General features: G+C 66.3%; 24 protein-coding genes. 13 read left to right on the forward strand and 11 right to left on the reverse strand.

What is annotated here, in order from left to right; all coding sequences use genetic code 11:
* Positions 1 to 184: 184 nt before the first annotated feature.
* The 3 genes from C8J25_RS17315 to C8J25_RS17325 are packed head-to-tail and all read left to right on the forward strand — an operon-like array spanning position 185 to position 3,764.
* Positions 185 to 1,537 (forward strand): MFS transporter, encoded by a 1,353-nt coding sequence (locus C8J25_RS17315; protein WP_107955620.1) that lies wholly within the window; start codon positions 185 to 187, stop codon positions 1,535 to 1,537.
* Positions 1,534 to 2,454, forward strand: coding sequence for a cysteine synthase A (gene cysK / locus C8J25_RS17320; RefSeq protein WP_107955621.1), 921 nt, complete (start codon positions 1,534 to 1,536; stop codon positions 2,452 to 2,454). Before C8J25_RS17315 ends, cysK begins: the two co-directional genes overlap by 4 nt.
* On the forward strand, positions 2,451 to 3,764 hold the full coding sequence (locus C8J25_RS17325) for a cell wall hydrolase (RefSeq protein ID WP_244187183.1): 1,314 nt from the start codon (positions 2,451 to 2,453) through the stop codon (positions 3,762 to 3,764). Before cysK ends, C8J25_RS17325 begins: the two co-directional genes overlap by 4 nt.
* A gap of 139 nt (positions 3,765 to 3,903) precedes the next feature.
* Here the strand turns inward: C8J25_RS17325 and C8J25_RS17330 are convergent, their stop codons facing one another.
* From C8J25_RS17330 to hisI, 4 genes are read right to left on the reverse strand one after another with little or no spacing between them, the layout of a single operon-like run.
* Positions 3,904 to 5,706: an acyl-CoA dehydrogenase C-terminal domain-containing protein gene (locus tag C8J25_RS17330; protein ID WP_107955622.1), complete on the reverse strand. Its 1,803-nt coding sequence runs from the start codon at positions 5,704 to 5,706 to the stop codon at positions 3,904 to 3,906.
* A 3-nt stretch (positions 5,707 to 5,709) separates the two neighbouring features.
* On the reverse strand, positions 5,710 to 6,162 hold the full coding sequence (locus tag C8J25_RS17335) for a MerR family transcriptional regulator (RefSeq protein ID WP_056049049.1): 453 nt from the start codon (positions 6,160 to 6,162) through the stop codon (positions 5,710 to 5,712).
* Positions 6,163 to 6,194: 32 nt separating this feature from the next.
* Positions 6,195 to 6,680: a hypothetical protein gene (locus C8J25_RS17340; RefSeq protein WP_107955623.1), complete on the reverse strand. Its 486-nt coding sequence runs from the start codon at positions 6,678 to 6,680 to the stop codon at positions 6,195 to 6,197.
* A complete protein-coding gene (hisI, locus tag C8J25_RS17345) occupies positions 6,677 to 7,039 on the reverse strand; it encodes a phosphoribosyl-AMP cyclohydrolase (RefSeq protein ID WP_060525717.1) in 363 nt (120 codons plus the stop codon). The genes C8J25_RS17340 and hisI overlap by 4 nt, the downstream gene beginning before the upstream one ends.
* 132 nt (positions 7,040 to 7,171) lie before the next feature.
* Between hisI and purF the strand changes: the two genes are divergently transcribed.
* Positions 7,172 to 8,629, forward strand: coding sequence for an amidophosphoribosyltransferase (gene purF / locus C8J25_RS17350; protein WP_056058607.1), 1,458 nt, complete (start codon positions 7,172 to 7,174; stop codon positions 8,627 to 8,629).
* Positions 8,630 to 8,645: 16 nt separating this feature from the next.
* Positions 8,646 to 9,356 (forward strand): SDR family NAD(P)-dependent oxidoreductase, encoded by a 711-nt coding sequence (locus C8J25_RS17355; RefSeq protein ID WP_107955624.1) that lies wholly within the window; start codon positions 8,646 to 8,648, stop codon positions 9,354 to 9,356.
* Between the two features lie 81 nt (positions 9,357 to 9,437).
* On the opposite strand, the gene C8J25_RS17360 is transcribed toward C8J25_RS17355, so the two are convergent.
* The 3 genes from C8J25_RS17360 to C8J25_RS17370 form a co-directional block, all read right to left on the reverse strand.
* Positions 9,438 to 10,682, reverse strand: coding sequence for an SAM-dependent methyltransferase (locus C8J25_RS17360; protein ID WP_107955625.1), 1,245 nt, complete (start codon positions 10,680 to 10,682; stop codon positions 9,438 to 9,440).
* Positions 10,683 to 10,890: 208 nt separating this feature from the next.
* Entirely contained in the window at positions 10,891 to 12,252 is a 1,362-nt protein-coding gene (locus C8J25_RS17365; protein ID WP_107955626.1) for a cryptochrome/photolyase family protein, read from the reverse strand.
* Between the two features lie 33 nt (positions 12,253 to 12,285).
* Complete coding sequence (locus tag C8J25_RS17370; RefSeq protein WP_107955627.1) at positions 12,286 to 13,188, reverse strand: histone deacetylase family protein; 903 nt, start codon at positions 13,186 to 13,188, stop codon at positions 12,286 to 12,288.
* Positions 13,189 to 13,262: 74 nt separating this feature from the next.
* On the opposite strand from C8J25_RS17370, the gene C8J25_RS17375 reads away from it, so the two are divergent.
* From C8J25_RS17375 to C8J25_RS17395, 5 genes are all read left to right on the forward strand, one after another.
* Complete coding sequence (locus C8J25_RS17375) at positions 13,263 to 13,757, forward strand: RNA pyrophosphohydrolase (protein ID WP_107955628.1); 495 nt, start codon at positions 13,263 to 13,265, stop codon at positions 13,755 to 13,757.
* A gap of 39 nt (positions 13,758 to 13,796) precedes the next feature.
* Positions 13,797 to 14,699, forward strand: a complete 903-nt coding sequence (locus C8J25_RS17380) for a DUF481 domain-containing protein (RefSeq protein ID WP_056481996.1) — start codon at positions 13,797 to 13,799, stop codon at positions 14,697 to 14,699.
* 40 nt (positions 14,700 to 14,739) lie between these two features.
* A complete protein-coding gene (locus C8J25_RS17385) occupies positions 14,740 to 15,945 on the forward strand; it encodes a hydrolase (protein ID WP_107955629.1) in 1,206 nt (401 codons plus the stop codon).
* Positions 15,942 to 16,964, forward strand: coding sequence for an arginine N-succinyltransferase (locus tag C8J25_RS17390; protein ID WP_107955630.1), 1,023 nt, complete (start codon positions 15,942 to 15,944; stop codon positions 16,962 to 16,964). Before C8J25_RS17385 ends, C8J25_RS17390 begins: the two co-directional genes overlap by 4 nt.
* Before the next feature lie 107 nt (positions 16,965 to 17,071).
* Positions 17,072 to 17,290, forward strand: a complete 219-nt coding sequence (locus tag C8J25_RS17395; protein ID WP_107955631.1) for a hypothetical protein — start codon at positions 17,072 to 17,074, stop codon at positions 17,288 to 17,290.
* Between the two features lie 5 nt (positions 17,291 to 17,295).
* Here the strand turns inward: C8J25_RS17395 and C8J25_RS17400 are convergent, their stop codons facing one another.
* Together C8J25_RS17400 and cobU are read right to left on the reverse strand one after the other, a co-directional pair.
* Positions 17,296 to 18,033, reverse strand: coding sequence for a Crp/Fnr family transcriptional regulator (locus C8J25_RS17400; protein WP_244187184.1), 738 nt, complete (start codon positions 18,031 to 18,033; stop codon positions 17,296 to 17,298).
* A gap of 324 nt (positions 18,034 to 18,357) precedes the next feature.
* Positions 18,358 to 18,915, reverse strand: coding sequence for a bifunctional adenosylcobinamide kinase/adenosylcobinamide-phosphate guanylyltransferase (gene cobU, locus C8J25_RS17405; RefSeq protein WP_107955632.1), 558 nt, complete (start codon positions 18,913 to 18,915; stop codon positions 18,358 to 18,360).
* Positions 18,916 to 19,009: 94 nt separating this feature from the next.
* On the opposite strand from cobU, the gene C8J25_RS17410 reads away from it, so the two are divergent.
* The 3 genes from C8J25_RS17410 to C8J25_RS17420 are packed head-to-tail and all read left to right on the forward strand — an operon-like array spanning position 19,010 to position 22,357.
* Positions 19,010 to 19,984, forward strand: coding sequence for an aminotransferase class I/II-fold pyridoxal phosphate-dependent enzyme (locus tag C8J25_RS17410; RefSeq protein WP_107955633.1), 975 nt, complete (start codon positions 19,010 to 19,012; stop codon positions 19,982 to 19,984).
* Entirely contained in the window at positions 19,977 to 20,915 is a 939-nt protein-coding gene (gene cbiB / locus C8J25_RS17415) for an adenosylcobinamide-phosphate synthase CbiB (RefSeq protein WP_107955684.1), read from the forward strand. Before C8J25_RS17410 ends, cbiB begins: the two co-directional genes overlap by 8 nt.
* Positions 20,903 to 22,357, forward strand: coding sequence for a cobyric acid synthase (locus C8J25_RS17420; RefSeq protein WP_107955634.1), 1,455 nt, complete (start codon positions 20,903 to 20,905; stop codon positions 22,355 to 22,357). The genes cbiB and C8J25_RS17420 overlap by 13 nt, the downstream gene beginning before the upstream one ends.
* Here the strand turns inward: C8J25_RS17420 and cobS are convergent.
* Positions 22,337 to 23,068: an adenosylcobinamide-GDP ribazoletransferase gene (gene cobS, locus C8J25_RS17425; RefSeq protein WP_107955635.1), complete on the reverse strand. Its 732-nt coding sequence runs from the start codon at positions 23,066 to 23,068 to the stop codon at positions 22,337 to 22,339. The two genes, C8J25_RS17420 and cobS, sit on opposite strands and share 21 nt — an antisense overlap.
* A complete protein-coding gene (locus tag C8J25_RS17430) occupies positions 23,065 to 23,622 on the reverse strand; it encodes a histidine phosphatase family protein (RefSeq protein ID WP_107955685.1) in 558 nt (185 codons plus the stop codon). The genes cobS and C8J25_RS17430 overlap by 4 nt, the downstream gene beginning before the upstream one ends.
* Positions 23,623 to 23,626 lie beyond the last annotated feature (4 nt).

The following is a 23,626-nucleotide window of genomic DNA, read 5'->3' on the forward strand; positions in this document are numbered from 1 at the left end:
TCTACCCACGCACGGTGGTTCCTGCCTCCTTGTTCTCCCGCGAAGGCGGGAGCCCAGACTGGGCTCCCGCCTTCGCGGGGAACAAGCTTTCTTCGGTTGGGTCACCTCTGCTCAGGCCACTATCCCCACCCCAAGCAAAGCTCCGGTTGCCCTGCCCGTTCACCTAAGCCTAGAGCCAGCCGCAATGGACTCCACCACAGACCCCCACCAGCATCCCCTCCGGATCGCCAATTTCCGCGCCTATTGGCTGTCCCGCTTTACCGGCACCATCGCGGTCAGCGCGATGTCGATCGTGATCGGCTGGCAGGTCTACAACATCGCCCGCGAGACGATGGACATCCGTCAGGCCGCCTTCATGCTTGGGATGATCGGGTTCGCGCAGTTCGTGCCGCTGTTCCTGCTCACCCCGATCACCGGCCTGGTCGCGGACAGCTTCGACCGCCGCTGGATCGTCCGCGGCACGACCGCGCTGCTGGTGCTCACCGCCGCGACATTGTGGTTGCTGACCTGGACCGGCCACCTCACGCTTGGCGTGCTGTTCGTGGCTGCGGTAGCCTTCGGCGTCGCCCGAGCCTTCTCCGGTCCAGCCTATTCCGCGCTCGCCCCCAACCTCGTCCCCCGCGCCGTCCTCCCGACCGCGATCGCGATCAGCTCGATCGCGTGGCAGGTCGGCACGATCGCGGGCCCCAGCGTCGGTGGCCTCCTCTACGCGATCCACCCGGAGGTCGCCTACGGCGTCGCGACGATCCTGTTCGTCGTCGCGCTCCTCTTCATGTTCCTGATCGGCCCAGTGCCGCAGCCCGCCGCGCAGACCGACCACCGTCCCCTCGCCCGCATCATCGAGGGCTTCACCTATGTCCGCCGCAACCGCCTAGTCCTCGCGACGATCACGCTCGATTTGTTCGCGGTGCTGCTCGCCGGCGCGACGTCGCTGCTCCCGGTCTACTCGCGCGACATCCTCCACGTCGGCTCGCAGGGGCTCGGCGTTCTCGCGGCGGGCATGGGGATCGGTGCTGCGATTACCGCCGTGTGGTTCTCGGTCCGCCCGATGAGCACCAATGTCGGCGTGAAGATGCTGATCGCCGTCGTCGTGTTCGGCCTCGCGATCCTCACCTTCGGCGTCGCGACGCCGATCGTAAACCTGATCGGCATCGCGCCCGGTACGATCGGCGGCATTCCCGTCCAGCCCGCCTTCGCCCTCAGCCTCGTCGCGCTGATCGTCGCGGGCGGCGCGGACATGATCTCGGTCTATGTCCGCCAGTCGCTGATCCAGCTCCACACGCCCGACGCGATGCGCGGCCGCGTCAGCGCGGTATCGCAGCTCACTATTTCGGCCTCGAACGAACTCGGTGAATTCGAGAGCGGCGTGATGGCGTCGCTGCTCGGTCCGGTCGGTGCAGTGGTGTTCGGCGGCGTCGGTGCTATTGCGATCACGATCGGCTGGGCGCGACTGTTCCCGGAACTAGGCCGCGCGAAAACCTTTGATCCCCCAGAGATCCTAGAGACCGAACCCGAACACGGAGAAGCCAAGCCATGAAGGCCAACTCGATCCTCGATACGATCGGCAACACGCCGCACGTCCGCCTGTCGAAGCTGTTCCCCGAATCCGAAGTCTGGGTAAAGTCCGAGCGCTCGAATCCCGGCGGCTCGATCAAGGACCGCATCGCGCTCGCGATGATTGAGGCGGCGGAGAAGGACGGCCACCTCCAGCCCGGCGGTACGATCATCGAGCCGACCAGCGGCAACACCGGCATCGGCCTGGCGCTCGTCGCCGCGGTGAAGGGATACAAGATCGTCCTCGTCATGCCCGAGAGCATGTCGATCGAACGCCGCCGCCTCATGCTAGCCTATGGCGCGACCTTCGACCTGACTCCACGCGAGAAGGGCATGAAGGGCGCGATCGAGCGTGCGAAGGAACTGGTCGAGCAGACGCCCGGCTCGTGGATGCCGCAGCAGTTCGAAAACCCTGCGAACATCGCCGTGCATGTCGCTACGACCGCACAGGAAATCCTCGCCGACTTCCGCGATACGCCGATCGACGTGATCATCACCGGCGTCGGCACCGGCGGCCATATCACCGGCGTCGCCGAGGCGCTGAAGAAGGAATGGCCTTCGCTCAAGGTCTACGCGGTCGAGCCCGCCGCCTCGCCGGTCATCGCCGGTGGCCAGCCCGGCCCGCACCCGATCCAGGGCATCGGTGCAGGCTTCATCCCGGTGAACCTGCACACCCAGGCGCTCGACGGCGTGATCGAGGTCGACGCCGCGGTGGCAAAGGACATGGCGCGTCGCTGTGCGAGCGAAGAGGGCATGCTGGTCGGCATCAGCTCGGGCGCGACGCTCGCAGCGATCCTTCAGAAGCTCCCCGATCTGCCTGACAACGTGCGCGTTCTCGGGTTCAACTACGATACCGGCGAGCGCTATCTGTCGGTCCCGGACTTCCTGCCCGAACAGTGACAGCAGAGCTTTCCGCGCGCGGCACCAATGTGCTGCGCGCCACTCTCGTCGGCATCTCCGCGCTGGCGATCGTCGGGCCTGCGCTGGTCGTCGCCAACCCGCCCACGATCGTCCACGCCTCGAAGCGGGTGAAGCTGCCCGCAGGCCGGGTCGTGCCGCAAGCCGAAGTGCCTGAGGTCGAGCCGGTCAAGTTCGTCGATCTCAGCCCCGAGGACGCGCGTGCGTTCAACGCGACCGTGCCGTTCTCGACCGATCCGAATCCGGCGGCGCGGCCGTTCCGCTTCGCCGGCGGTCCGGAGGATCTGGCGCGCGCGACCGACTGCATGGCGGCGGGCATTCTCTACGAGGCCGGCGACGACACGCTCGGCGAACGCGCGGTCGCGCAGGTCGTCCTCAACCGCCTGCATCACCCAGCCTTCCCGAAAACCGTGTGCGGCGTCGTGTTCGAGGGGCAGGACCGCTCGACCGGTTGCCAGTTCAGCTTCAGCTGCGACGGCGCCCTCAAGCGGTGGCATCCGACCGGCGACGCCTGGCGTCGCGCGCGCGAAGTGGCTGCGGCGTCGCTATCCGGGGCGGTATTCAAGCAGGTCGGCTACGCCACGCATTACCATACCGACTGGGTCGTGCCGTACTGGCAGTCCAGCCTCGACAAGATCACCGCGGTGAACACGCACCTGTTCTTCCGCTGGTCGGGCTGGTGGGGCACGCCGCCTGCGTTCGGCCGTCATCCGGAGACCGTCGAGCCGGTCATCGCCCAGCTTGCCGAGCTGTCGGACGCGCACAAAACCGGCGCTGCGTTGGCTGAGGCGGATGCGGCGCTGGCGGAGGCTTCGATCGCGATGGGGTTTGGACCAGTTACCGAAACGACGGCTGCTCCCGCGGCGCCAGTCGATGGCGATACTATCCTCGTAGCCCTGCCCCGTGGCCAGACGTCCGACGGACTCATTGCGCTCGCGGCACAGGCGTGCGGGGACAAGCCGTTCTGCCGCTACATGGCGTGGACGGACGGTAGCAAGGCGGCGACGTCGCTGCCTTTGGCGCCCGCCCAGACCGCCGCGCTGGGGTTCAGCTACCTGCGCGACCGGTCGAGCAATTACGAAAAGTCGTTGTGGAACTGCCGCCAGTTCAAACGAGCCGACCCTGCGCAGTGCATGAAGGTTCAGGCGACGCTGACGGCCGTACCGGTGCCTGCTGCGGTTGTGCCTGCTGGACCCGTGGCTGTCGAGTTGAACGGCGTACGGCGGAAGACGGTAGTTGCTGCCCCGCCTCTCCAAACAACCCCGTCAACACCTGCCGCCACGCCAAAGTAAGAGCGCAACCTGCCCCCCTCCCTCAAAGGGAGGGGTTGGGGGTGGGTCGGCCCGCTCATGTCGCAACAGTTCGAATACGCGGAAGCCAACCCACCCCCTGCCCCTCCCTTTCAGGGAGGGGAGCAGAAGGCCCTGCCTATCAAGCCGCCATGAACATTTCAGGCGGGAGCGCCATCAGCGACTCCGCACCACCCTCGATCTTGCGACGCAGCGCGCCCGCATCCGGCAGGATTCGCTCGGCGTAGAAGCGCGCCGTCACCAGCTTGGCGTCGAGGAACGCAGTCTCGCCCTCACCCGCTGCCTTCAGCTTCGCCGCAGCGACCGCCATCCGCAGCCACATGACGCCGACCGCGACGATGCCCATCAGATGCATGTAGCTGACCGCGCCCGCGCCGACGTTCTCGGGGTTCTTCATGCCGTTCGCCATGAACCACATCGTCGCCGCCTGAAGCTGGCCGTTCGCCTTCTCCAGCGCGTCGGCAAACACCGCCGTCGCCGGATCGGCCTTCGCCGCAGCGACGTCGTCTGCGGCCAGCTTGAAGAACGCCTGGATCCCGCGCCCGCCATTCTGAGCGAGTTTCCGCCCGACCAGATCCATCGCCTGGACACCGTTGGTGCCCTCGTAGATCATCGCGATCCGCGCATCCCGGACATACTGCTCCATGCCCCATTCGGCGATGTAGCCGTGGCCGCCGTACACCTGCTGCGCGTTGGTCGCGATCGCATAGCCCATGTCGGTGCCATAGCCCTTGATGACCGGGGTCAGCAGGCTGATGATGTCGCCGGCCAGCTGGCGCTCTTCCTCTGTCTCGGCGTGATGCTCGAGATCGGCCTGGAGCGCGGTCCACAGGATCAGCGCGCGCAGGCCCTCGGTCAGCGACTTGCCCTCCATCAGCATGCGGCGGATGTCGGGATGGACGAACAGCGTGTCCGCCTTCTCCTGCGGCTCCTTCGGCCCGGTCAGCGCACGGCCCTGGCGACGGTCCTGCGCGTACTGGACGGCGTTCTGGTAGGCGACTTCCGCCACGCCAAGCCCCTGGAGGCCGACGCCGAGACGCGCGGCGTTCATCATGATGAACATCGCCGCGAGACCCTTCATCTCCTCGCCGACCAGCCAGCCGGTCGCCGAGTCATAGTTCATCACGCAGGTCGAATTTGCGTGAATGCCCATCTTGTGCTCGATCGACCCGCAGGTGACACCGTTGCGCGCACCCAGCGAACCGTCCTCGTTCACCAGGAACTTCGGCACCACGAACAGCGAGATGCCCTTCGAGCTGTCCGGTGCGCCCGGCGTCTTGGCCAGCACGAGGTGGATGATGTTCTCGGTCAGGTCATGCTCGCCCGACGAGATGAAGATCTTCGTACCAGTGATCGCGTACGAGCCATCCGCCTGAGGCTCGGCCTTGGTGCGGATCAGGCCCAGATCGGTGCCGCACTGCGGCTCGGTCAGGTTCATCGTCCCACCCCATTCGCCCGACACCATCTTCGGCACGTACATCGCCTTCTGCGCGTTCGAGCCCTTGGCGATCAGCGCGGCGATCGCGCCGTGCGTGAGCCCGGGATACATCGCGAACGCCATGTTCGACGAGATCATGTATTCCTGGAACGCGGTCGACACGACGTGCGGCATCCCCTGCCCGCCATATTCGGGCTGGTTGCCGAGCGTCGCCCAGCCGCTCTCGACATACTGCTTATACGCTTCCTTGAAGCCGTCCGGCGTCGTTACCGAGCCGTCCTCGTGCCGCGTGCAACCCTGCTGGTCGCCCGACAGGTTGAGCGGGAACAGCACTTCGGCGACAAACTTGCCGCCTTCTTCGAGCACTGCGTCGACGACGTCGGGCGAGGCCGCATCGAAGCCGGGGAGATTATTGTAGCGATCGAGGCCGACGACATGCTCGAGGACGAAACGCGTGTCGCGGACGGGGGGCGTATACTGGGGCATGGTTTATCCTTGGTTGTCCTGGGCGCGGCTCACTTCGAGGAGGGCCACGAAACTGGTGAGTTCGTCGATGGCGAGATCGATGTCGCGCTTCTGCGCGGTCAGCAGCGCGATCCGCGCCTGGCTGCGCTCGATCACGACCTGGCGCTGCGCACGGCGACCGTCGCCGAGATCGTAGAGGTCGATCATCTCGCGGATCTCGCCGAGGCTGAACCCGACGCGCTTGCCGCGCAGGATCCAGGCTAGGCGCGCGCGATCACGGTGCGAATAGATGCGCTGAGTCCCGCGACGCTCGGGCGCGATAAGCCCCTCGTCCTCGTAGAACCGCAGCGCTCGCGCGGTGACGTCGAACTCGGCGGAGAGATCGGAGATCGTGAAGCTTTCGCGATCATGCCGCGGCTCGATCACCGCGTAGGATTGCGGGGTCGCCTGCAAACGAGGGGATGCTTGTGTCGCCATCCCCGGAGAAATAGCTCTCGTTTACGTCAACGTCAATTGTCGCAAAGCAACTTTCCCTTCGTCGACCGTAGCGTCGCAGCCTCCGATCGCGATTCGCTGAGCCGGTCGACGGTCAGTGCCGCGAGCGAGGCGCGGCCGGTGCAAAGCGACTCGCAGGCTTCGGGGACTTCGGCCGGAAACACGATGCGATCGCCATCGAAGCGTGCGTCGAACTTGCACCCGCCGAACGCGAGTTTCAGCGCATCGCCCGACCGCTCAACGGTTCCCGACGCGGCGCACGCCTGATCCTCGCCATAGTCGACGCTCACGCCGATCCGTGCGGTCTTCTCAGTGCCGACGACGCAGACCCGGTCCGTATCGCGCGCCCACGATCCTTGCAGCGGCGCGTCCGGGTCGGGCACAATTCCCGCCGTCTCGGCCGCAGCCTCGAGCCGAGCGCCCGCGCTGTCCACCACCGCGGTCGCTGGCTCGCGCCCACACCCGCCGAGCATCAGTGCGAGCAGCAACGCCCGCTTCATTCGGCCGGCACCAGTCTGCCCCCTTCGATCCGCCGGAAGAAGCAGGTGCGCTCGCCGGTATGGCACGCCGGGCCCGCCGCATCGGCGATCACCCAGACCGCATCTTGGTCGCAATCGATCCGCAGCTCGGCGACACGCAGCACGTTCCCCGACGTCTCGCCCTTCTTCCAGAGCTTCTCCCGACTGCGCGACCAGAAATGCGCCTCGCCGGTCGCCTGCGTTTCCGCGAGCGCCTCCGCATTCATGTGCGCGACCATCAGCACGTCGCCCGATACGCGATCGGTGACGACCGCGGTCAGGAGCCCGGCGGAATCGAATTTCGGATCGAGCGTCAGGCCCGTGTCGCGGCTGTGTGTCATGCCCCGGATATACCCGAAACCCGCACCGATGCGACCGCCCCCTCAAAACGATCCGCGCAATGTTATTACAAACAGGCGACAAGCCGACGATCCGCTCGTATAGGGCAGCTTCCGCACGACGTGAGAACCGGCATGCTGACGACAAACCCTTATGATGACGACAAACTCCGCGAAGAATGCGGGGTGTTTGGCGTTTCGGCCACCGATGGCGCAGCCGCGCTCGTAGCTCTGGGGCTGCACGCGTTGCAGCACCGCGGCCAGGAAGCCGCCGGCATCACGACCTTCGACGGCGCGCATTTCCATACGCACCGCGCGATGGGACACGTCGCCGGAAACTTCGACCGCGACGACGTGATCCGGTCGCTGCCGGGCACGGTTGCCTGCGGTCATGTCCGCTATTCGACGACCGGCGAGACGGCCTTGCGCAACGTCCAGCCGCTCTATGCCGAGCTGTCGACCGGTGGCTTCGCGATCGCGCATAACGGCAACATCTCCAACGCGATGCGGCTGCGACGCGAGCTTGTCCGCCGCGGGTCGATCTTCCAGTCGACCAGCGATACCGAGACGATCATCCACCTCGTCGCGACCTCGAACTACCGCACGCTGCTCGATCGCTTCATCGATGCGCTGAAGCAGATCGAAGGCGCGTACTCGCTGATCGTGATGACGCCAGAGGGTATGATTGCCTGCCGCGATCCGCTCGGCATCCGTCCGCTGGTGATGGGCAAGCTCGGCGATGCGGTGATCTTCGCCTCCGAGACCGTCGCGCTCGACGTCGTCGGTGCCACCTTCGTCCGCGCGATCGAGCCGGGCGAACTGGTCATCGTCCAGGGTTCCGAGATTCGCTCGATCCGCCCGTTCGCGCCGATGGCGGCGCGACCGTGCATCTTCGAATGGGTGTATTTCTCGCGCCCCGATTCGATCGTCGACGATCACTCGATCTATTCGGTGCGGAAAGCGATCGGCGCGCAGCTCGCAATCGAATCGCCGGTCGATGCCGATCTCGTCATTCCGGTGCCTGATTCGGGCACGCCAGCGGCGATCGGCTATGCGCAGCAATCGGGCATCCCGTTCGAGCTCGGCATCATCCGCTCGCATTATGTCGGCCGCACCTTCATCTCGCCGGGCGACAAGGTCCGCCACCTCGGCGTGAAGCTCAAGCACAACGCCAACCGCGCGCTGATCAAGGGCAAGCGGGTCATCCTCGTCGACGATTCGATCGTCCGCGGCACGACCTCGCTCAAGATCGTCGAGATGATGCGCGAAGCCGGTGCGGCCGAAGTCCATATGCGGATCGCCAGCCCGCCGACGCGACATTCGTGTTTCTACGGCGTCGACACGCCCGAGCGCGAGAAGCTGCTCGCGGCCAAGCTCGATCTCGGCGGCATGACCGGCTTCATTCACGCCGACAGCCTCAACTTCATCTCGATCGACGGCCTCTACAAGGCGCTGGGCGAGGCGAAGCGCGCGGATGTTCGCCCGAAATATTGCGATGCGTGCTTCACCGGGGATTATCCGACGACGCTGACCGACCATGACGAAGGCTCGGAAGTCGATCAGTTCGCGATGCTCGCCGAACGCGTCATCTGATAGTTTCGGAGCTGATATGACGGACAAGCCTCTCGAAGGCCGGCTGGCCTTGGTCACCGGTGCCAGCCGCGGAATTGGTGCCGCAACCGCGATCGCGCTGGCGGCAAAGGGCGCGCATGTCGTCCTGACTGCGCGGACCCCCGGCGGTCTCGAAGAGGTCGAGGCGACGATCCATGCGGCCGGCGGTTCGGCGACGATCGCGCCTCTCGACTTGGCGGAGAGCGAAGCCATTGCCCGTCTCGCGACGGCGATCGGCGATCGCTGGGATGCGCTCGACATCCTTGTGCTCAACGCGGGCATGCTCGGTTCGCTGTCGTCGGTGCCGGCGATCGATCAGAAGGAAATGGCGCAGGTGCTGACGCTCAACGTCAGCGCGCAGGCGGCCATGATCGCTGCGTTCGACACGATGCTGAAGAAGGCCAAGTCGGCCAGAGTGATCGGCGTGACCTCCAGCGTCGGCCGCAAGCCTCGCGCGTATTGGGGCCTCTACGGCGCTTCGAAGGCGGCATTTGAGACGCTCCTCGGCGCGTATGGGGACGAGATGGCCGAGATCAGCGCCATCCGCACCGCGATCGTCGATCCCGGCGCGACGCGGACCAAGATGCGGGCGCGGGCGTATCCGGGCGAGGACCCGAACTCGGTCAAGGAGCCGACAGTCGTGGCCGACCGCATCGTCGCGCTGGCGATCGAAGGCTTCGAAGCTGGGCATTTCGAGCGGGTAGCCTAACCGTTCTCCTGCGAACGCAGGAGCCCAGGATCACAATCGCTACCGCCCGTTACCCTGGGTTCCTGCGTACGCAGGAAAACGCTACCGCTTCACCAGCGTAACCTGCGCGACGTCGATCCCGCCGCCGAGAAACCCGCCTTCGCAGTACATCAGATAGTAGCGCCACAACGCGACGAACCGCGCATCGAACCGCGCCGGCAACCGCCCTTCCGCAACCGCGGCATCGAACGCGACCCGCCACCGCCGCAACGTCTCGGCATAATGCAGCCCGAACCCGCGCCGGTCCTCCCACGCGAGCCCCCGCGCCTCCGCAAGCGCGCGAAACCGCGGCTCCGACAGCAGCATCCCGCCCGGAAACACGTAGCGCTGGATGAAGTCGACACTCCGCGAATAGGAATCGAAGATCGCATCGTCGATCGAGATATACTGCAACGCCGCGCGCCCGCCCGGCTTCAACGCGCGCGCGATCGCGTCGAGATAGACCGGCCAATATTCCTCGCCGACCGCCTCGACCATCTCGATACTCGCCACCGCATCATAGGTCCCGGTGACGTCGCGGTAATCGGTCAGCGCCACCTGCACCCCGTCGAGCCCCGCCGCCGCGATCCGCTCGTCGACCTGCCGCTTCTGCTCAATCGACAGTGTCAGCGCATGCACGCCGATCCCCGCGCGCGCCGCCATTTCGGCGAACGATCCCCAGCCGCAGCCGATCTCCAGGATCGTATCACCAGCCCGCGCGCCGGTCCGGTCCAGGATCGCGCGCAGCTTGGTCGCCTGCGCCGCCTCATGCGGTTCGGCATCGTCCATCGGCTCGGCAAAGATCGCGCTCGAATAGGTCAGGCTGGGATCAAGCCACGTCTCGTAAAAGTCGTTGCCGAGGTCATAATGCGCCGCGATGTTCTTCCGCGATCCGGTCGGATCGTTGCGCCGCATCCGGTGCCACGCCCGCGCCGCCAGCCGCACCACGCCGCCCGACCGTGCCGAACTCCCGAGCGAGCGGCGGTTCCGCATGAACAGGTCGAACAGCGGCACCGGATCGGGGCTCGACCAGTCGCCTGCCGCCCAGCCCTCGTACCAGCCGACCGACCCCGCGGTAGCCAGACGGACCAGCGCGCGCCAGCGATGTACGATGACGACCGGCAAAGGACCCGGAGCCCGACCGCCGATCAGCCGACGGGTGCCGTCGGGCAGTCGCGCATCGATCCCGCCGCTCTCAAGCCCTGCGTCGATCCGGTCGAGCAGGCGGTGGAACACCGGCGCGACGAGGCGCGCGACCGAGGAAACCTGCGCGGCGGGCACATCGTCGAAAGCGGGAACGGCGGTCATCGCGGCGCTCCATGCAACACGGGCGCCGGCTAGGAAAGAGCCGTCGGCGCGGAAACGGCTGGAACGTAACCAAGGCCACAACGCACTCCCCTCCCTGGAAGGGAGGGGTTGGGGGTGGGTCGGGTTCCGCTTGGTCGACGGTCGTCGGCTCGAACCGGCCAACCCACCCCCGCCCCCTCCCTTCCAGGGGGGGGGAGCAGATGTGGCCCTACCGCGCATGCCGCCCGGCTTGGAGCGCCCGCTCGCGGGCTTCGCGGTGGCCGACGATCTTCGCCGGGTACGCCTTAGGGCGACACCCCGACTCCTCCGGATCATGGATCGCTTCGCCGGTCACCTTCGCCAGTTCCGGCACCCACTCACGGATATAGTCGCCCGCATCGAACTTCTCCGACTGCGTCAGCGGCGCCATGATACGCCCGAACATGTTCGAATCAACGCCTGTCCCGGCGACCCATTGCCAGTTCACCGAATTATTCCCGTAATCCGCGTCGACCAGGCAGTCCCAGAACCAGCGCTCCCCCTCGCGCCAGTCGACCAGTAGATGCTTCACCAGGAAACTGGCGGTAATCATCCGCACGCGGTTATGCATCCACCCGGTCGCCCAGAGCTGTCGCATTCCGGCATCGACGATCGGATAGCCGGTCCTGCCCTCCTGCCACGCCTTCAGGTCCGCCTCGGCCTCCTTGCCCGAGCGCCAAGGGAGCTTGTCGAACTTGGATCGACCGTTCGTATCGCCGTAGTCCGGCATCGTCAGCACGACGCCATCGGTGAAATCGCGCCACGCGAGTTCCTTGCGGAACGTCGTCGCGTCACCGTGACCATCGACGGCATGCCACACCGCACGCGGCGAAATCTCGCCGAAGTGCAGGTGCGGCGACAGGCGCGAGGTGCCCTCGATCGACGGCATGTTGCGATCGACGTCATACGGCTCGACGATCGGCGCCATCGCCTTCGCATTCTTCAGCGCCTGCGCCTCGCCCGGCGTCCAGTCGCCGAACCCGGTCGACCAGTCCGGCTTGGTCGGCAGCAGGTCCCACTCCGCGAGCGTCTCGCTCTTCGGCCATTTCGACGGCGCCGGAATCGTTCGCGGCGCAGGCTCGGGGTCGCTTGGCGGCATCATCTGGTTCAGCGTCTTCCAGAACGACGAATACACCTTGAACTGCCCGCCCGACCCCGTCTTCACGTCCTCGACGCGGGCCAGATGGTTACCGTCATGCAGGCACAGCCGATCGCCAAGCGCTGCTTCGGCCTTCCGCCACCAAGGCTCGTAATGTCGGATCGCATGCACCTGCTCGGCACCGGTTTCCTTCATCAATACCGTCAGCACCTCGACCGCATCACCGCGTCGCAGGACCAGCTTCGATCCCTTGTCCGCCAGCGACTTGGCAAACGAGTCGAGCGTGTGGTGCAGCCACCACCGCTGAGCGCCGCCCATCTTCCACTTTCCCGGCGCGTCGTCGTCGAGCACGTATACGGGGATCACCGGCCCGGCATGCGCGGCGGCGATCAGCGCGGGGTGATCGTGAAGGCGGAGGTCCTGGCGCAGCCAGAGAAGCGTTGGAGTCGTCATCGCATCCCCAACGCAGCAAGCCGCGATCCAGCATCACGCCGCTGCGAAAGTTTCCCCCAGCGTCATGATCGCCGTCACATGCCGCTCGGCGATCGCGAGCGCATCCTCGCCATATCCGCCGCCTACGGTGCTCGCGAGCGGCACGCCGCGCGCAATCGCAAGACTAGCGATGAGCCGTTCCCGCCGAGCTAGGCCCTCCAAAGTCAGTGCCAACCGCCCGAGCCGATCGCCCTCAAACGGATCCACCCCAGCCTGATACAGGATCAACTCCGGCCGGAACTCGTCGAGCAAAGGCACCAAGGTCGCCTCCAGAGTCGCCAGATAGGCCTCGTCGCCGACCTTGTCCGGCAACGGCACGTCGAGCGTCGAACGCGCCTTCCGGACCGGGAAATTCTTCTCAGCATGGATCGAATAGGTCGCGATCTCCGGCCGCCCCGCAAGCAACGCCGCGGTCCCGTCGCCCTGATGAACATCGCAATCGACGACGAGAACACGCGCCACCCGCCCCTCGTTGATCAGCCGCGCCGCCGCCACCGCCAGATCGTTGAACACGCAGAAGCCCGCACCCGTATTCGCCAGCGCATGATGGCTCCCGCCCGCGGTGTTCGCCGCAAACCCGTGCTCCAACGCGAGGCACGCCGCGAGCCACGTCCCGTGCGGAACGATCGCCGCGCGCGACGCCACCGCCGCGGTCACCGGGAAGCCGATCCGGCGTTCTTTCTCTTTCGGCACTTCCGCGCGGAGCACCTCGGCGACGTAGTCCTCGTCATGCACCGCCTCCAGCCAAGCAGTCGGCGTAGTATCGGCGCGGTGCCACGCGACAGCATCGCCCTTTTCGAGCAGCAGGTCGCGGATCAGTCCGTTCTTGTTCCAGCGATAGGTCGAGCGCGCCGGCGCTGGCGTGACATAGTCGGGATGGTGGACGACATGGATCATGCTCCGTAGGTAGGAGCGCGCCTGCCAACCCCCAAGTTGCCCGAACCCCAAGCATCTGCGTTGCGGAGATTATTTTGACCGACGTTTCGACCCTGCCCTACCGTCCTTGCGCCGGCATCATGCTCGTGAACGCGGAGGGGAAGATCTTCGTCGGTCAGCGCAACGATTCGCCGCTGGAGGCATGGCAGATGCCGCAGGGCGGGATCGACCCCGGCGAAGACGCCGAAGCCGCCGCACTGCGCGAGCTCGGCGAGGAAACCGGCGTCATGCCGGACAAGGTCGAACTGGTCGCCGAAGCGCCCGGCGAATTCGTCTACGACCTCCCCCCCGAACTGCTCGGCAAAGTGTGGAAAGGCAAATGGCGCGGCCAGACGCAGCGCTGGTTCCTGTACCGCTTCCACGGGACCGACGCCGACGTGAACATCGCCACCGACCACGAGGAATTCCGCGCGTGGCGCTGGAGCGATCCCGCCGACCTGCCGCGGTTGATCGTCCCGTTCAAGAAGGCGCTCTACGAACAGGTACTCGCCGCCTTCGAGCCACATCTCGGCGCAACAGGTAAGCGCTGAGCAGTTCCCAATCCGTCACGCTGCCGTTACGGAACGGCTGTGCGCCGCCTAGCCCCTCTCCTGCTCGCCCCGCTGCTGCTGGCGAACGCGCCCGATCCGCAGTCGGTGATGATCCCCGAGACGATCCGCGCAATGCTCGACGCCGCGCTGGAGGCGGGTAACGAGGCGGACGTCAACACGATAGCCAAATACGCGCGCGCCGCCGATCCGCTCAGCGGCGACGCGGTGCTGGCGATCGCCGAAAAGTGGAAAGCCGACCGCGCCGCGCAGCGCACGCAGGTCATCCGCCAAGCCAGCTTCCTCGACCTGTGGAGCGGCAAGGCCGAGGTCGGCGGGTATCTGACGACCGGCAATTCCGACACGGCGGGCGGCACGGCGGTGCTCGACCTCAACCGCGAAGGTCTTCGCTGGCGCCAGAAATTCCATGCGCAGGCGGACTATCAGTCGAACCAGAACATCACGACGCGCGAGCATTATCTTGCCTCGTACGAACCCAACTACAAGATCGACGACCGCGCCTATATCTACGGCGTCGCGCAATATGAAGGCGATCGGTTCCTCGGCTATTTCAACCGCTATTCGACGTCGGTCGGTGCCGGCTACAGCGTGATCAAGACCGCAGGGACCAAGCTCGATCTCGAACTCGGGCCAGCGTATCGCTACACCGAATTCACCGACGATACCGAGCAGAGCAGCATCGCCGCGCGTGGCACCGCGAATTTCAGCGTACGGATCCTGAGCGGCCTGTCGGTCAGCCAGGTCGCCTCCGCCTATGTCCAGCGCTACAACAGCACGCTTAGCGGCACGACCTCGCTCAACGCCAAGCTGATCGGGCCGCTGTCCGCAGCCTTGTCGTACAGCGTCCAGTATGAAAGCGAGCCACCGGTCGGTTCGGTCTCGACCGACACCACCAGCCGCGCGTCGCTGGTCTACAGCTTCTGACGCTGTTCCCACGCGCGCCCAGCCTCGCTAGGGTTAGGCGATGAGGGGACTTTCACCGATAGAGCGCGATGCCGTCGACACGGCGGGCGCTGCACCGATGCTGGCGCAGGTCGAGGCTTGGGCGGCGGTCAACAGCGGCACGCGCAACCTTGCCGGGCTGGCGACGATGGCCGGACTGCTCGGCGATGCGTTCGCGATCCTGCCGGGCGAGCTCACGCTGGTCGAGCCGACGCATGTCGACAGCGTCGGCACGGACGGCGTGGTTTCGGCGATCGAGCACGGCAAGCACCTGCACCTTGTCGTCCGCCCGGACGCACCGGTCCGCATGCTGTTCACGGGGCACATGGACACGGTCTACCCAGTCGATCACGGGTTCCAGGCGCTGCGATGGCTGGACGACGGCCGACTGAACGGCCCTGGCGTCGCAGACATGAAGGGCGGGCTGGCGGTGATGCTTGCCGCGCTTGAGGCGGTCGAGGCCAGCCCGTTCGCCGCACGGATCGGCTATGACGTCGTCATCAACTCCGACGAGGAAACCGGCTCTTTCTCGTCTGCCGCGTTGCTCGCCCGCGCCGCGCACGGCAAGGTCGCCGCGCTGACCTACGAACCCGCGCTCGCCGACGGGACTCTCGCCGGCGCACGCGGCGGCACGGGCAACTTCTCGATCATCGTCCACGGTCGCAGCGCGCACGCCGGTCGCAACCCCGAAGACGGCCGCAATGCGCTCGTCGCGGCTGCTGATATCGCGGTGAGGCTGTCGAAGGTCCGCGGCCCCCGTCTTGCAGTCAATCCGGCGCGGATCGAGGGCGGTGGCCCGAACAACGTCGTCCCCGACCTCGCCATCCTCCGCATCAACTTCCGCCCGGCGACGCTCGACGACATCGCGCGCGCGCAATCGCACTTCGACTCCGCGGTCGCGATGGTCGCGGCCGAGCACGACGTCCGCATCGAGGTCCATGGCAGCTTCAACCGCCCGCCGAAGCCGATCGACGACGGCGCCGCGCGGCTGTTCGATCTGGTCAAGGCATCAGGTGCGGACCTCGGCCTTGATATTGCCTGGAAAGCGACCGGCGGGGTGTGCGACGGCAACAATATCGCCGCCGCCGGCGTGCCGGTCGTCGACACGATGGGCGTCCGCGGCGGCGCGATCCATTCGACCGACGAATTCATGATCCCCGACAGCCTCGCCGAACGTGCGGCGCTGTCGGCGGTCACCATATTGCGTATCGCGGAGGGCCGCTTGTGAGCTTCAGGATCCGGGCCGCGGTCGACGACGACCTTCAGCACCTTTACGAAATGGCCAAGCTGACCGGCGGCGGCTTCACCAATTTACCGCCCGATCGCCGCGCACTCACCGCCAAGCTCGAACGCAGCCACACCGCCTTCGCGCGCACCGACGGCCCGGTCCAGGACGAGCTGTTCGTGCTGATCCTCGAGAACATCGAGACGAAGGAAGTCCGCGGCACCTGCCAGATCTTCACGCAGGTGGGGCAGAGCTACCCGTTCTACAGCTACCGGATCGGCCAGCTCACGCAGCATAGCCGCGAGCTGAACCGAACCTTCCGCGCCGACATGCTCACGCTCGCCACCGATCTGGAAGGCGCAAGCGAGGTCGGTGGGCTGTTTCTCCATCCCGGCGAACGCGCGGGCGGCCTTGGCCTGTTGCTCGCGCGCAGCCGCTACCTCTTCATCAAGATGCACCGCGCGCGTTTTGCCGACCGGATCCTCGCCGAACTGCGCGGGGTCATCGACGAGGCGGGCGGCTCGCCGTTCTGGGACGGCCTCGCAGGCCGCTTCTTCGGGATGAATTTTCAGGACGCGGACCAGTTCAATGCCATCAACGGCCACCAGTTCATCGCCGACCTGATGCCCAAGCACCCGATCTACACCGCGATGCTGACCGAAACCGCGCGCGCCGCGATCGGCCTGCCGCATCCCTCGGGCCGCGCGGCGATGCGGATGCTCGAGAACGAAGGCTTCGCGTTCGAGAACTATGTCGACATCTTCGACGGCGGCCCGACGATGACCGCACGTACCGATCTGGTCCGCTCGATCGCCGATGCGCGCGATAGCAACGTGGTCGGGGTCGGGGTCGGTGGCGACGACGGCAAGGACGCCCTGGTCGCGACGGGCAACCTCGCAGACTTCCGCGCAGCGTTCGGCAAGGTCCGCGAGACCGAGGGCGGCGTCGTGCTGGCCGATGATTGCGCGCGCTCGTTGAGCGTTGGAGAAGCGGACCGGGTCATGCACGTCGCTCGCATCTGACCGCCGCAATCCAACTTAGAACGTCGGGTTAATTTACAGGTAACCATATTTTTGGCGTCAGAGCCGCGCATATCAGCCACTGGCACGCACCTTGCTGCTACGCTCGCATGTGGACTCGCTTTGCTCGCCTCTTCACCATCAAGACCAAGTTCGAGGCCTTCCTCGTCATCTACGGCCTCGGCGTTGGCGCGGTCGAACGCGGGATGCACTATCTTCAGCAATATCCCGGATACGGCGGCTGGCTGCTGTTCGCCGCCTGCCCGATCGCCGTCTTCATGGCTGGCGGGCGGATCATCGACTCGGTCGATCACGCGCACCAACGATAGGAGCGTCAGCTGGTCTGTTGCGCGAGGTGGAGGTAGCGGCTCGAAAAGTCGGCCAGTTCGCGCAGCGCATCCCATTGCGGAAAGCTGATCCGGCGACGGTTGCGCCCGATCAGGCCGTCCGCCTCTAACGACTTTATCGTCCGGTTAACATGCACCGCCGTAAGCCCGAGTGCATCGCCGAGTTGCTCCTGGCTCATCGGCAATTCATAGCCCTCGGCGCTGGTCAGCCCCTGCATGTCGAGACGGATGGCGAATTCGCACAGGAAATGCGCCAGCCGCGATCGCGCGTCGCGGCGACCGATGTTGAGGATCCATTCGCGGAAGATCGATCCCTCGACCAGCGTGTTGACGAAGATCGCGTTGCCGATGGCAGCACGGTTCCGCGCCAGTTCGCGCAGTGCGGACCGCGGGATCGTCGCGATCTCCGCGCGTGTGAGCGTTTGAACGTTGTGGTCCGCGACGTCGAGGAACAGATGCTGGAAGTCGAGCGGCTCGCCTGGGATGTGCAGCGAGACGATCTGTCGCATGCCCGCACCGGTCAGCTTCTGGCGATATGCAAACCCCGACAACAGTACCGCGCATTGATCCGGCGCATCGCCTTCGCGCACGAGATAGGAGGACGGCTCGAACGTGCGCAACGTATATGGCAGCGCGAGCAGCGCCTTGCGGTCGCCGTCGTCCAGCACCGCGTGCGTTTCCAACTTCCGAACCATCAGCGCCAGGGGGCTGGGCGTCGTAGCCATGAGTGTAATCCCGCAGAAATCGGGGCGGGAGCACATGCATCTCTCGGTCGTCAGGGCCCAAAAATCGGCTGGCGATAATCCCTTTTAACATAGCTCGAGCGGAAATGTTTTAATTAATGTTTGAGAGGACCGATCTGCTCCAATTAATTTTAGGGTCCTACAAATATAATTAAAATTATTCGCTTTATGGTCTGTCGATCATATTGCTGAGATCCGAAATGGCAAAAACCAAATCAGTTTTTTATATCGCACAAATGATCGCTTCCGGTTACTACGAATACTTGATCATCGTGAAAAATGTGATAGCTAGTCATTCACAGATCTCTAATCCATGTTCGGCGTCTTCCAGCGCTGAACCAACCCGGCCATGACCATGTCGACGGAATCGACCTCCGCCGCGATCCGCTGATGCAGCAACCCGGCCGCATCCCGGAAACGCCGAGCCAACGCATTGTCCGGGACGATACCCAACCCGACTTCGTTCGACACCAGGATGACGCGGCCTTCCAACCGCGCGATCGTCTCGACCAGATCGTCCACGCGCGCGGCGACGGCTTCGTCGGCTAGCAGCAGGTTCGACACCCACAGGGTCAGGCAATCGACCAGCATCACGACGTCCGGGCGGTCTTCGCTCTTCAGCGCCTCGCCAAGCGCCAGCGGAGCCTCCACCGTCTGCCACCGATCGTCGCGATCGGCACGATGGCGCGCGATCCGATCCTCCATCTCGCCGTCGAATGCCTGCGCGGTTGCGATATAGACGAGCCGCGTCGCGTGGTCCGTCGCCGCGGCTTCGGCCATGCCTTGCGCATGGCGACTTTTCCCCGAACGCGCACCGCCCAGCACGAACAGGCTTTTTCCAAACGGCGTCCCGACCGATTGCATCCTACCGTTTCCTTCACGCTTGCTCGACGGGCCCGGAATGACGATGACGCTCGGAAGATCAAGCGAAAGCCCACGGGCGCGAGTGAAAGACAGTATGAACGCCCTGCGCATCCACGGTGGACGGATCGACCTCGCCGCCGTCCACTATCCGGATGCGCCGCGACCCTGGCTCGACCTGTCGACCGGCATCAATCCCTGCGCGTGGCCGACCGATCGCGTCCCGACGGTCGATCTGCTTAGCCTCCCCTCGCCCGCAGCGATCGCCGATCTGGAAGCCGCCGCGGCTGCGGTGCTCGGTACGACCGCGGACCGGGTCGTTGCGCTACCCGGTAGCGAACTCGGCCTTCGAATGCTGGCCGTGCTGGACCTGCCTAGCCCCGCCCGGTTCGTCGTGCCGAGTTACGCCACGCATGCCGAAGCGATCTACGGTGCCGTTCCGATAGCGCGAGATGCGATCGGAACGGTCGCGGACGGCACGCTGTTGCTGGCCAACCCCAACAACCCCGACGGTCATCGGGACACGCCGCAACGTTTGCTGACGATCGCCCGCAGCGGTACCTTCCTGATCGTGGACGAAGCGTTCGCCGACGTCGCGCCCGGATCTAGCCTCATCCCCCTGCTCGGCCCCGACGACCGCGCGATCGTATTTCGGTCGTTCGGCAAATTCTTCGGCCTGCCCGGCGTGCGGCTCGGGTTCATGATCGGGCCGCCGGAGCACGTCGCCGAGATACGACAACGGCTCGGCAGCTGGCCAATATCGGCGCACGCCGTGGCCTATGGCAGCGCGGCCTACCGAGACACCGAATGGATCGCCGCCGCGCGGGTCTCGATCGTCGAACGCGCCGAGAGGCTCGACGCGATGTTGGCACGCCATGGGCTCCAAGCCGGCGGCGAATGCGCGTTGTTCCGGCTGATCGAGACCGACGCGGCACCCGCGCTGTTCGAACGGCTTGCACAGGTCGGCATCCTGACTCGAACCTTCGATCATTCGCCCCGCTGGCTTCGTATGGGCGTCCCGGGCAGCGACGAAGCCTGTGCACGGCTCGACGAGGCGCTTGGCGGTGCTTGAGCCGGTAGCCGGGCTGGCGATCATCATCGACGCCGCGGTCGGCTGGCCGGCGCCGCTCTATGCGCGGATCGGTCATCCGGTCGGCGGCTTCGCGCGAGTGATCGGATGGGCGGAGACGCGCTGGAACCGCCCTACGCTATCGGACACGATCCGCCGCGCCGCCGGTGTCATCACGATCGTTGTTCTCGTCGCAGTTGCGGTCGGGGTCGCCCTCGCCGCAACCTCCCTCGCGCGGCTCGTTCTTGGTCCCATGGCCTGGATCGCGATCGGCGCGATGGCAGCGCCCGGCCTCGCGATCCGTAGCCTGTACGACCATGTCGTGCCGGTCGCGCGTGCCCTCGAAAGCGACGACCTCGAAGCCGCCCGCACCCGCGTCGCGATGATCGTCGGCCGGGACGTCGCGACGCTCGACGAAGCCGGCGTCGCGCGCGCCGCGATCGAGAGCCTGGCGGAGAGCGTCTGCGACGGCGTCGTCGCGCCGCTGTTCTGGCTGCTGGTCGCCGGCCTGCCCGGCCTCTGGGCGTACAAGGCGATCAACACCGCGGACAGCCTGATCGGGCACCGCGAGGCCCGATGGCGCGCATTCGGCTGGGCGGCAGCGCGGACCGACGACGTCGCCAACCTCATCCCCGCGCGGATCAGCGGCGTTTTGCTCTGCCTTGCCGGCTGGGGCGGTTGGCGAACGATGTGGCGCGATGCCGGCAACCATGCCTCGCCCAACGCAGGATGGCCCGAGGCGGCGATGGCCGGCGCGCTGGGCCTTCGCCTCGCCGGACCTATCGCCTATGACGGTATCGTCACCGCCAAGCCTTATATCGGTGACGGTCGCAGCGACGTAACCGCCACAGACCTCCGCGCGGCGCTCGGCATCTATCGCCGGGCCTGCATCCTTCTCCTCGTCATTGCCGGAGTACTCGCATGGCGGCTCTGATGCTGCAGGGCACCGGCTCCGACGTCGGCAAGTCCGTGCTCGTCGCCGGACTGTGCCGCGCGTTTGCGAACCGTGGCCTGTCGGTCCGCCCGTTCAAGCCGCAGAACATGTCGAACAACGCCGCCGTAACCGCCGATGGCGGCGAGATCGGCCGCGCGCAGGCGACGCAGGCGATCGCGTGTCGGGTCGAGCCGAGCGTCGATATGAACCCTGTGCTGCTCAAGCCGCAGGGCGATCGCACATCGCAGCTGATCGTCCGGGGGCAGGTCCGCGGCACGCTCGCCGCCGCGCGGTGGCGGGAAGGGCGCGAAGGGTTGCTCGTCGACGTGCTCGACAGCTTCGAGCGGCTTTCGGCGAACTGCGACCTCGTAATCGTCGAAGGCGCGGGGAGCCCGGCGGAGATCAACCTGCGCGCGAGCGACATCGCCAACATGGGGTTCGCCCGCGCGGCCAATGTCCCCGTGATCCTGGTCGGCGATATCGATCGCGGCGGTGTCATCGCCTCGATCGTCGGCACGCGCGCGGTGATCGACCCTGCCGACGCGGCGATGATCCACGGCTTCCTCGTCAACAAGTTCCGCGGCGATCCCGCGCTGTTCGACGACGGCTATCGCGCGATCGAGGCACGTAGCGGATGGCGCGGCTACGGCGTCGTACCCTGGCTCGCGGACGCCGCGCGCCTGCCCAGTGAAGACGCCGTGATCCTCGAACGCCCCTCCGCGTCGGTCGACCGTCGCGTAACAATCGCCTGCCCGATCACGCCGCGGATCGCTAATTTCGACGACCTAGACCCGCTACGCCTCGAACCCGGCGTCGCGCTGGTGATGGTCCCGCCCGGCACGCCGATCCCCGAGGCGGACATGATCGTGCTTGCGGGCTCGAAAGCCACGATTCCCGATCTCGCCTTTCTGCGCGCGCAAGGCTGGGACATCGATGTCCTTGCGCATCACCGCCGGGGAAAGCCGGTGCTGGGCCTCTGCGGTGGTTTCCAGATGCTGGGTCGCAGCATCGCCGATCCGCACGGTATCGAAGGCGCGGCGACGACGGTCGCTGGGCTGGGGCTGCTTGATGTCGACACGGTTCTCACGGCGACGAAGACGCTCGAGCGGATAGAGGGGATCGCTAATAGTGCGCGCTTCGAGGGGTATGAGATGCACATGGGCGCGACGACCGGCGGCGACCTGAACCGCCCCGTCGGTCATCGCTCCGACGGCAGCGCGGAGGGTGCGACGAGCGCCGACGGACTGGTCCATGGGAGTTACGTCCACGGCCTGTTCGGGCTTGCCGAGCAACGCGCGGCGTGGCTGGCGCGGCTCGGCGTCGACGCGGTCGGACCTGACCATGCGGCCTCGATCGATGCCGCGCTCGACGCGATCGCGGCGACGCTCAAACGTCACGTCGATCTCGATGCGATGCTCGACCTAGCCCGGCGCGCCGGCTGACGTACCGGCAATGGCAAAAGCGAGCAGGACGCCGGTCTCGACAAGCTCGATCCCCGCCCCGTGCGCGTCCCCGGTGACGCCTCCCAATTTACGCCGCAACCACGCCGCGACGGCCAGGATCAGGAGCGGAACCGCCAACAGCGCGGGAGCAGCGACAGCCGCGAGCGCCAGGAGGAGCCCCCAGCCGACCAGATCGCGCGATCGGACTGCGCCGGCGACCGCGGCGCCAAGTCCGCCCGCCCGCAACGGCGGCAACAGGACTGCCCAGGTCAGCGGCCCCGTCCTCGCCGCAAACGGTACCAGGATGACCAACCACCACGCCGTCAGCCCGACCGCGTGCAGCAAAACGAGCTTGGCGATCATCTGGGCGACGATCGCAACGACGCCGAAGCTGCCGATATGCGGATCGGCCATCACCGCGAGCAACCGCGTCCGATCGCCATGCGCCGCACCCAGTCCGTCGGCGAGATCGGCCAGCCCGTCGAGATGCAATGCGCCCGTGACAGCGATCCATGTCAGCAACGCGGCGCAGGCCCCGGTCCAGGGGTCGACCAGCGCGCCTGCCCATCCCGCCGCGGCGACCAACGCACCGATGGCCAGCCCCACGATCGGATAGAACCGGATCGCGGTCGCGAAATCGTCCGCCCCGGCCTCGACGCGCGGCATTGGCAGGCGCGTCAGGAAACCGAACGCGACGACCAGCCGCTTCACGTCGAAAGTCCAACGATTTGCACTGTCCGATCGGGCCCCGGCCAGATCCGCAACGACACAAGCGTGGCATAGGGCAGGTCGAACGCCCACGTCTGCCGCCGGTCGAACCCGCACAGGTCCGCGAGCGCCGCCCGGATTGCGCCACCGTGCGTGACCACCAATGTCGGCACCGGCGGAAGTACCGCCAAGGCATTGCCGACCCGGTCCAGCAACGACGACCATCGCTCACCGTCCGGCGGCGGGGCCGCATCCGGATCGTCGTGAAACCGCGCCAAGGCGGCCGGATCGATATCCGCGGGAGGCAAACCGTCCCACGCTCCGAAGTCGAGCTCACGCCACCGTCGATCGACCTCGCCGACGATGCCCCGCACGCTGCCGATCGCCGTCGCGCAATCGCGTGTACGTTTCAGGTCAGACGAGACGATCGCGACAACCTCCAACCCTGCGGCGCGCTGGACGCATGCCGCAACGCCGGCTTCCGCTACCGGATCGTCCGTTCGCCCCAGCAACAGGCCTTCGCGGACGGGAGCACCATGCCGCATCAGGTACAGCATGTGC

Origin of the sequence: Sphingomonas faeni (assembly GCF_003053745.1) — a bacterium.
Classification (GTDB): Bacteria; Pseudomonadota; Alphaproteobacteria; order Sphingomonadales; family Sphingomonadaceae; genus Sphingomonas; species Sphingomonas faeni.

What these genes read in the sequence shown, in the direction of transcription:
- C8J25_RS17315 (WP_107955620.1), top strand. Translation starts at nt 185, where the DNA reads ATGGACTCCACCACAGACCCCCACCAGCATCCCCTCCGGATCGCCAAT.
- cysK (WP_107955621.1), top strand. Translation starts at nt 1,534, where the DNA reads ATGAAGGCCAACTCGATCCTCGATACGATCGGCAACACGCCGCACGTC.
- C8J25_RS17330 (WP_107955622.1), bottom strand. Translation starts at nt 5,706, where the DNA reads ATGCCCCAGTATACGCCCCCCGTCCGCGACACGCGTTTCGTCCTCGAG.
- C8J25_RS17335 (WP_056049049.1), bottom strand. Translation starts at nt 6,162, where the DNA reads ATGGCGACACAAGCATCCCCTCGTTTGCAGGCGACCCCGCAATCCTAC.
- C8J25_RS17340 (WP_107955623.1), bottom strand. Translation starts at nt 6,680, where the DNA reads ATGAAGCGGGCGTTGCTGCTCGCACTGATGCTCGGCGGGTGTGGGCGC.
- hisI (WP_060525717.1), bottom strand. Translation starts at nt 7,039, where the DNA reads ATGACACACAGCCGCGACACGGGCCTGACGCTCGATCCGAAATTCGAT.
- purF (WP_056058607.1), top strand. Translation starts at nt 7,172, where the DNA reads ATGCTGACGACAAACCCTTATGATGACGACAAACTCCGCGAAGAATGC.
- C8J25_RS17355 (WP_107955624.1), top strand. Translation starts at nt 8,646, where the DNA reads ATGACGGACAAGCCTCTCGAAGGCCGGCTGGCCTTGGTCACCGGTGCC.
- C8J25_RS17360 (WP_107955625.1), bottom strand. Translation starts at nt 10,682, where the DNA reads ATGACCGCCGTTCCCGCTTTCGACGATGTGCCCGCCGCGCAGGTTTCC.
- C8J25_RS17365 (WP_107955626.1), bottom strand. Translation starts at nt 12,252, where the DNA reads ATGACGACTCCAACGCTTCTCTGGCTGCGCCAGGACCTCCGCCTTCAC.
- C8J25_RS17370 (WP_107955627.1), bottom strand. Translation starts at nt 13,188, where the DNA reads ATGATCCATGTCGTCCACCATCCCGACTATGTCACGCCAGCGCCGGCG.
- C8J25_RS17385 (WP_107955629.1), top strand. Translation starts at nt 14,740, where the DNA reads ATGAGGGGACTTTCACCGATAGAGCGCGATGCCGTCGACACGGCGGGC.
- C8J25_RS17395 (WP_107955631.1), top strand. Translation starts at nt 17,072, where the DNA reads ATGTGGACTCGCTTTGCTCGCCTCTTCACCATCAAGACCAAGTTCGAG.
- C8J25_RS17400 (WP_244187184.1), bottom strand. Translation starts at nt 18,033, where the DNA reads ATGGCTACGACGCCCAGCCCCCTGGCGCTGATGGTTCGGAAGTTGGAA.
- cobU (WP_107955632.1), bottom strand. Translation starts at nt 18,915, where the DNA reads ATGCAATCGGTCGGGACGCCGTTTGGAAAAAGCCTGTTCGTGCTGGGC.
- C8J25_RS17410 (WP_107955633.1), top strand. Translation starts at nt 19,010, where the DNA reads ATGAACGCCCTGCGCATCCACGGTGGACGGATCGACCTCGCCGCCGTC.
- C8J25_RS17420 (WP_107955634.1), top strand. Translation starts at nt 20,903, where the DNA reads ATGGCGGCTCTGATGCTGCAGGGCACCGGCTCCGACGTCGGCAAGTCC.
- C8J25_RS17430 (WP_107955685.1), bottom strand. Translation starts at nt 23,622, where the DNA reads ATGCTGTACCTGATGCGGCATGGTGCTCCCGTCCGCGAAGGCCTGTTG.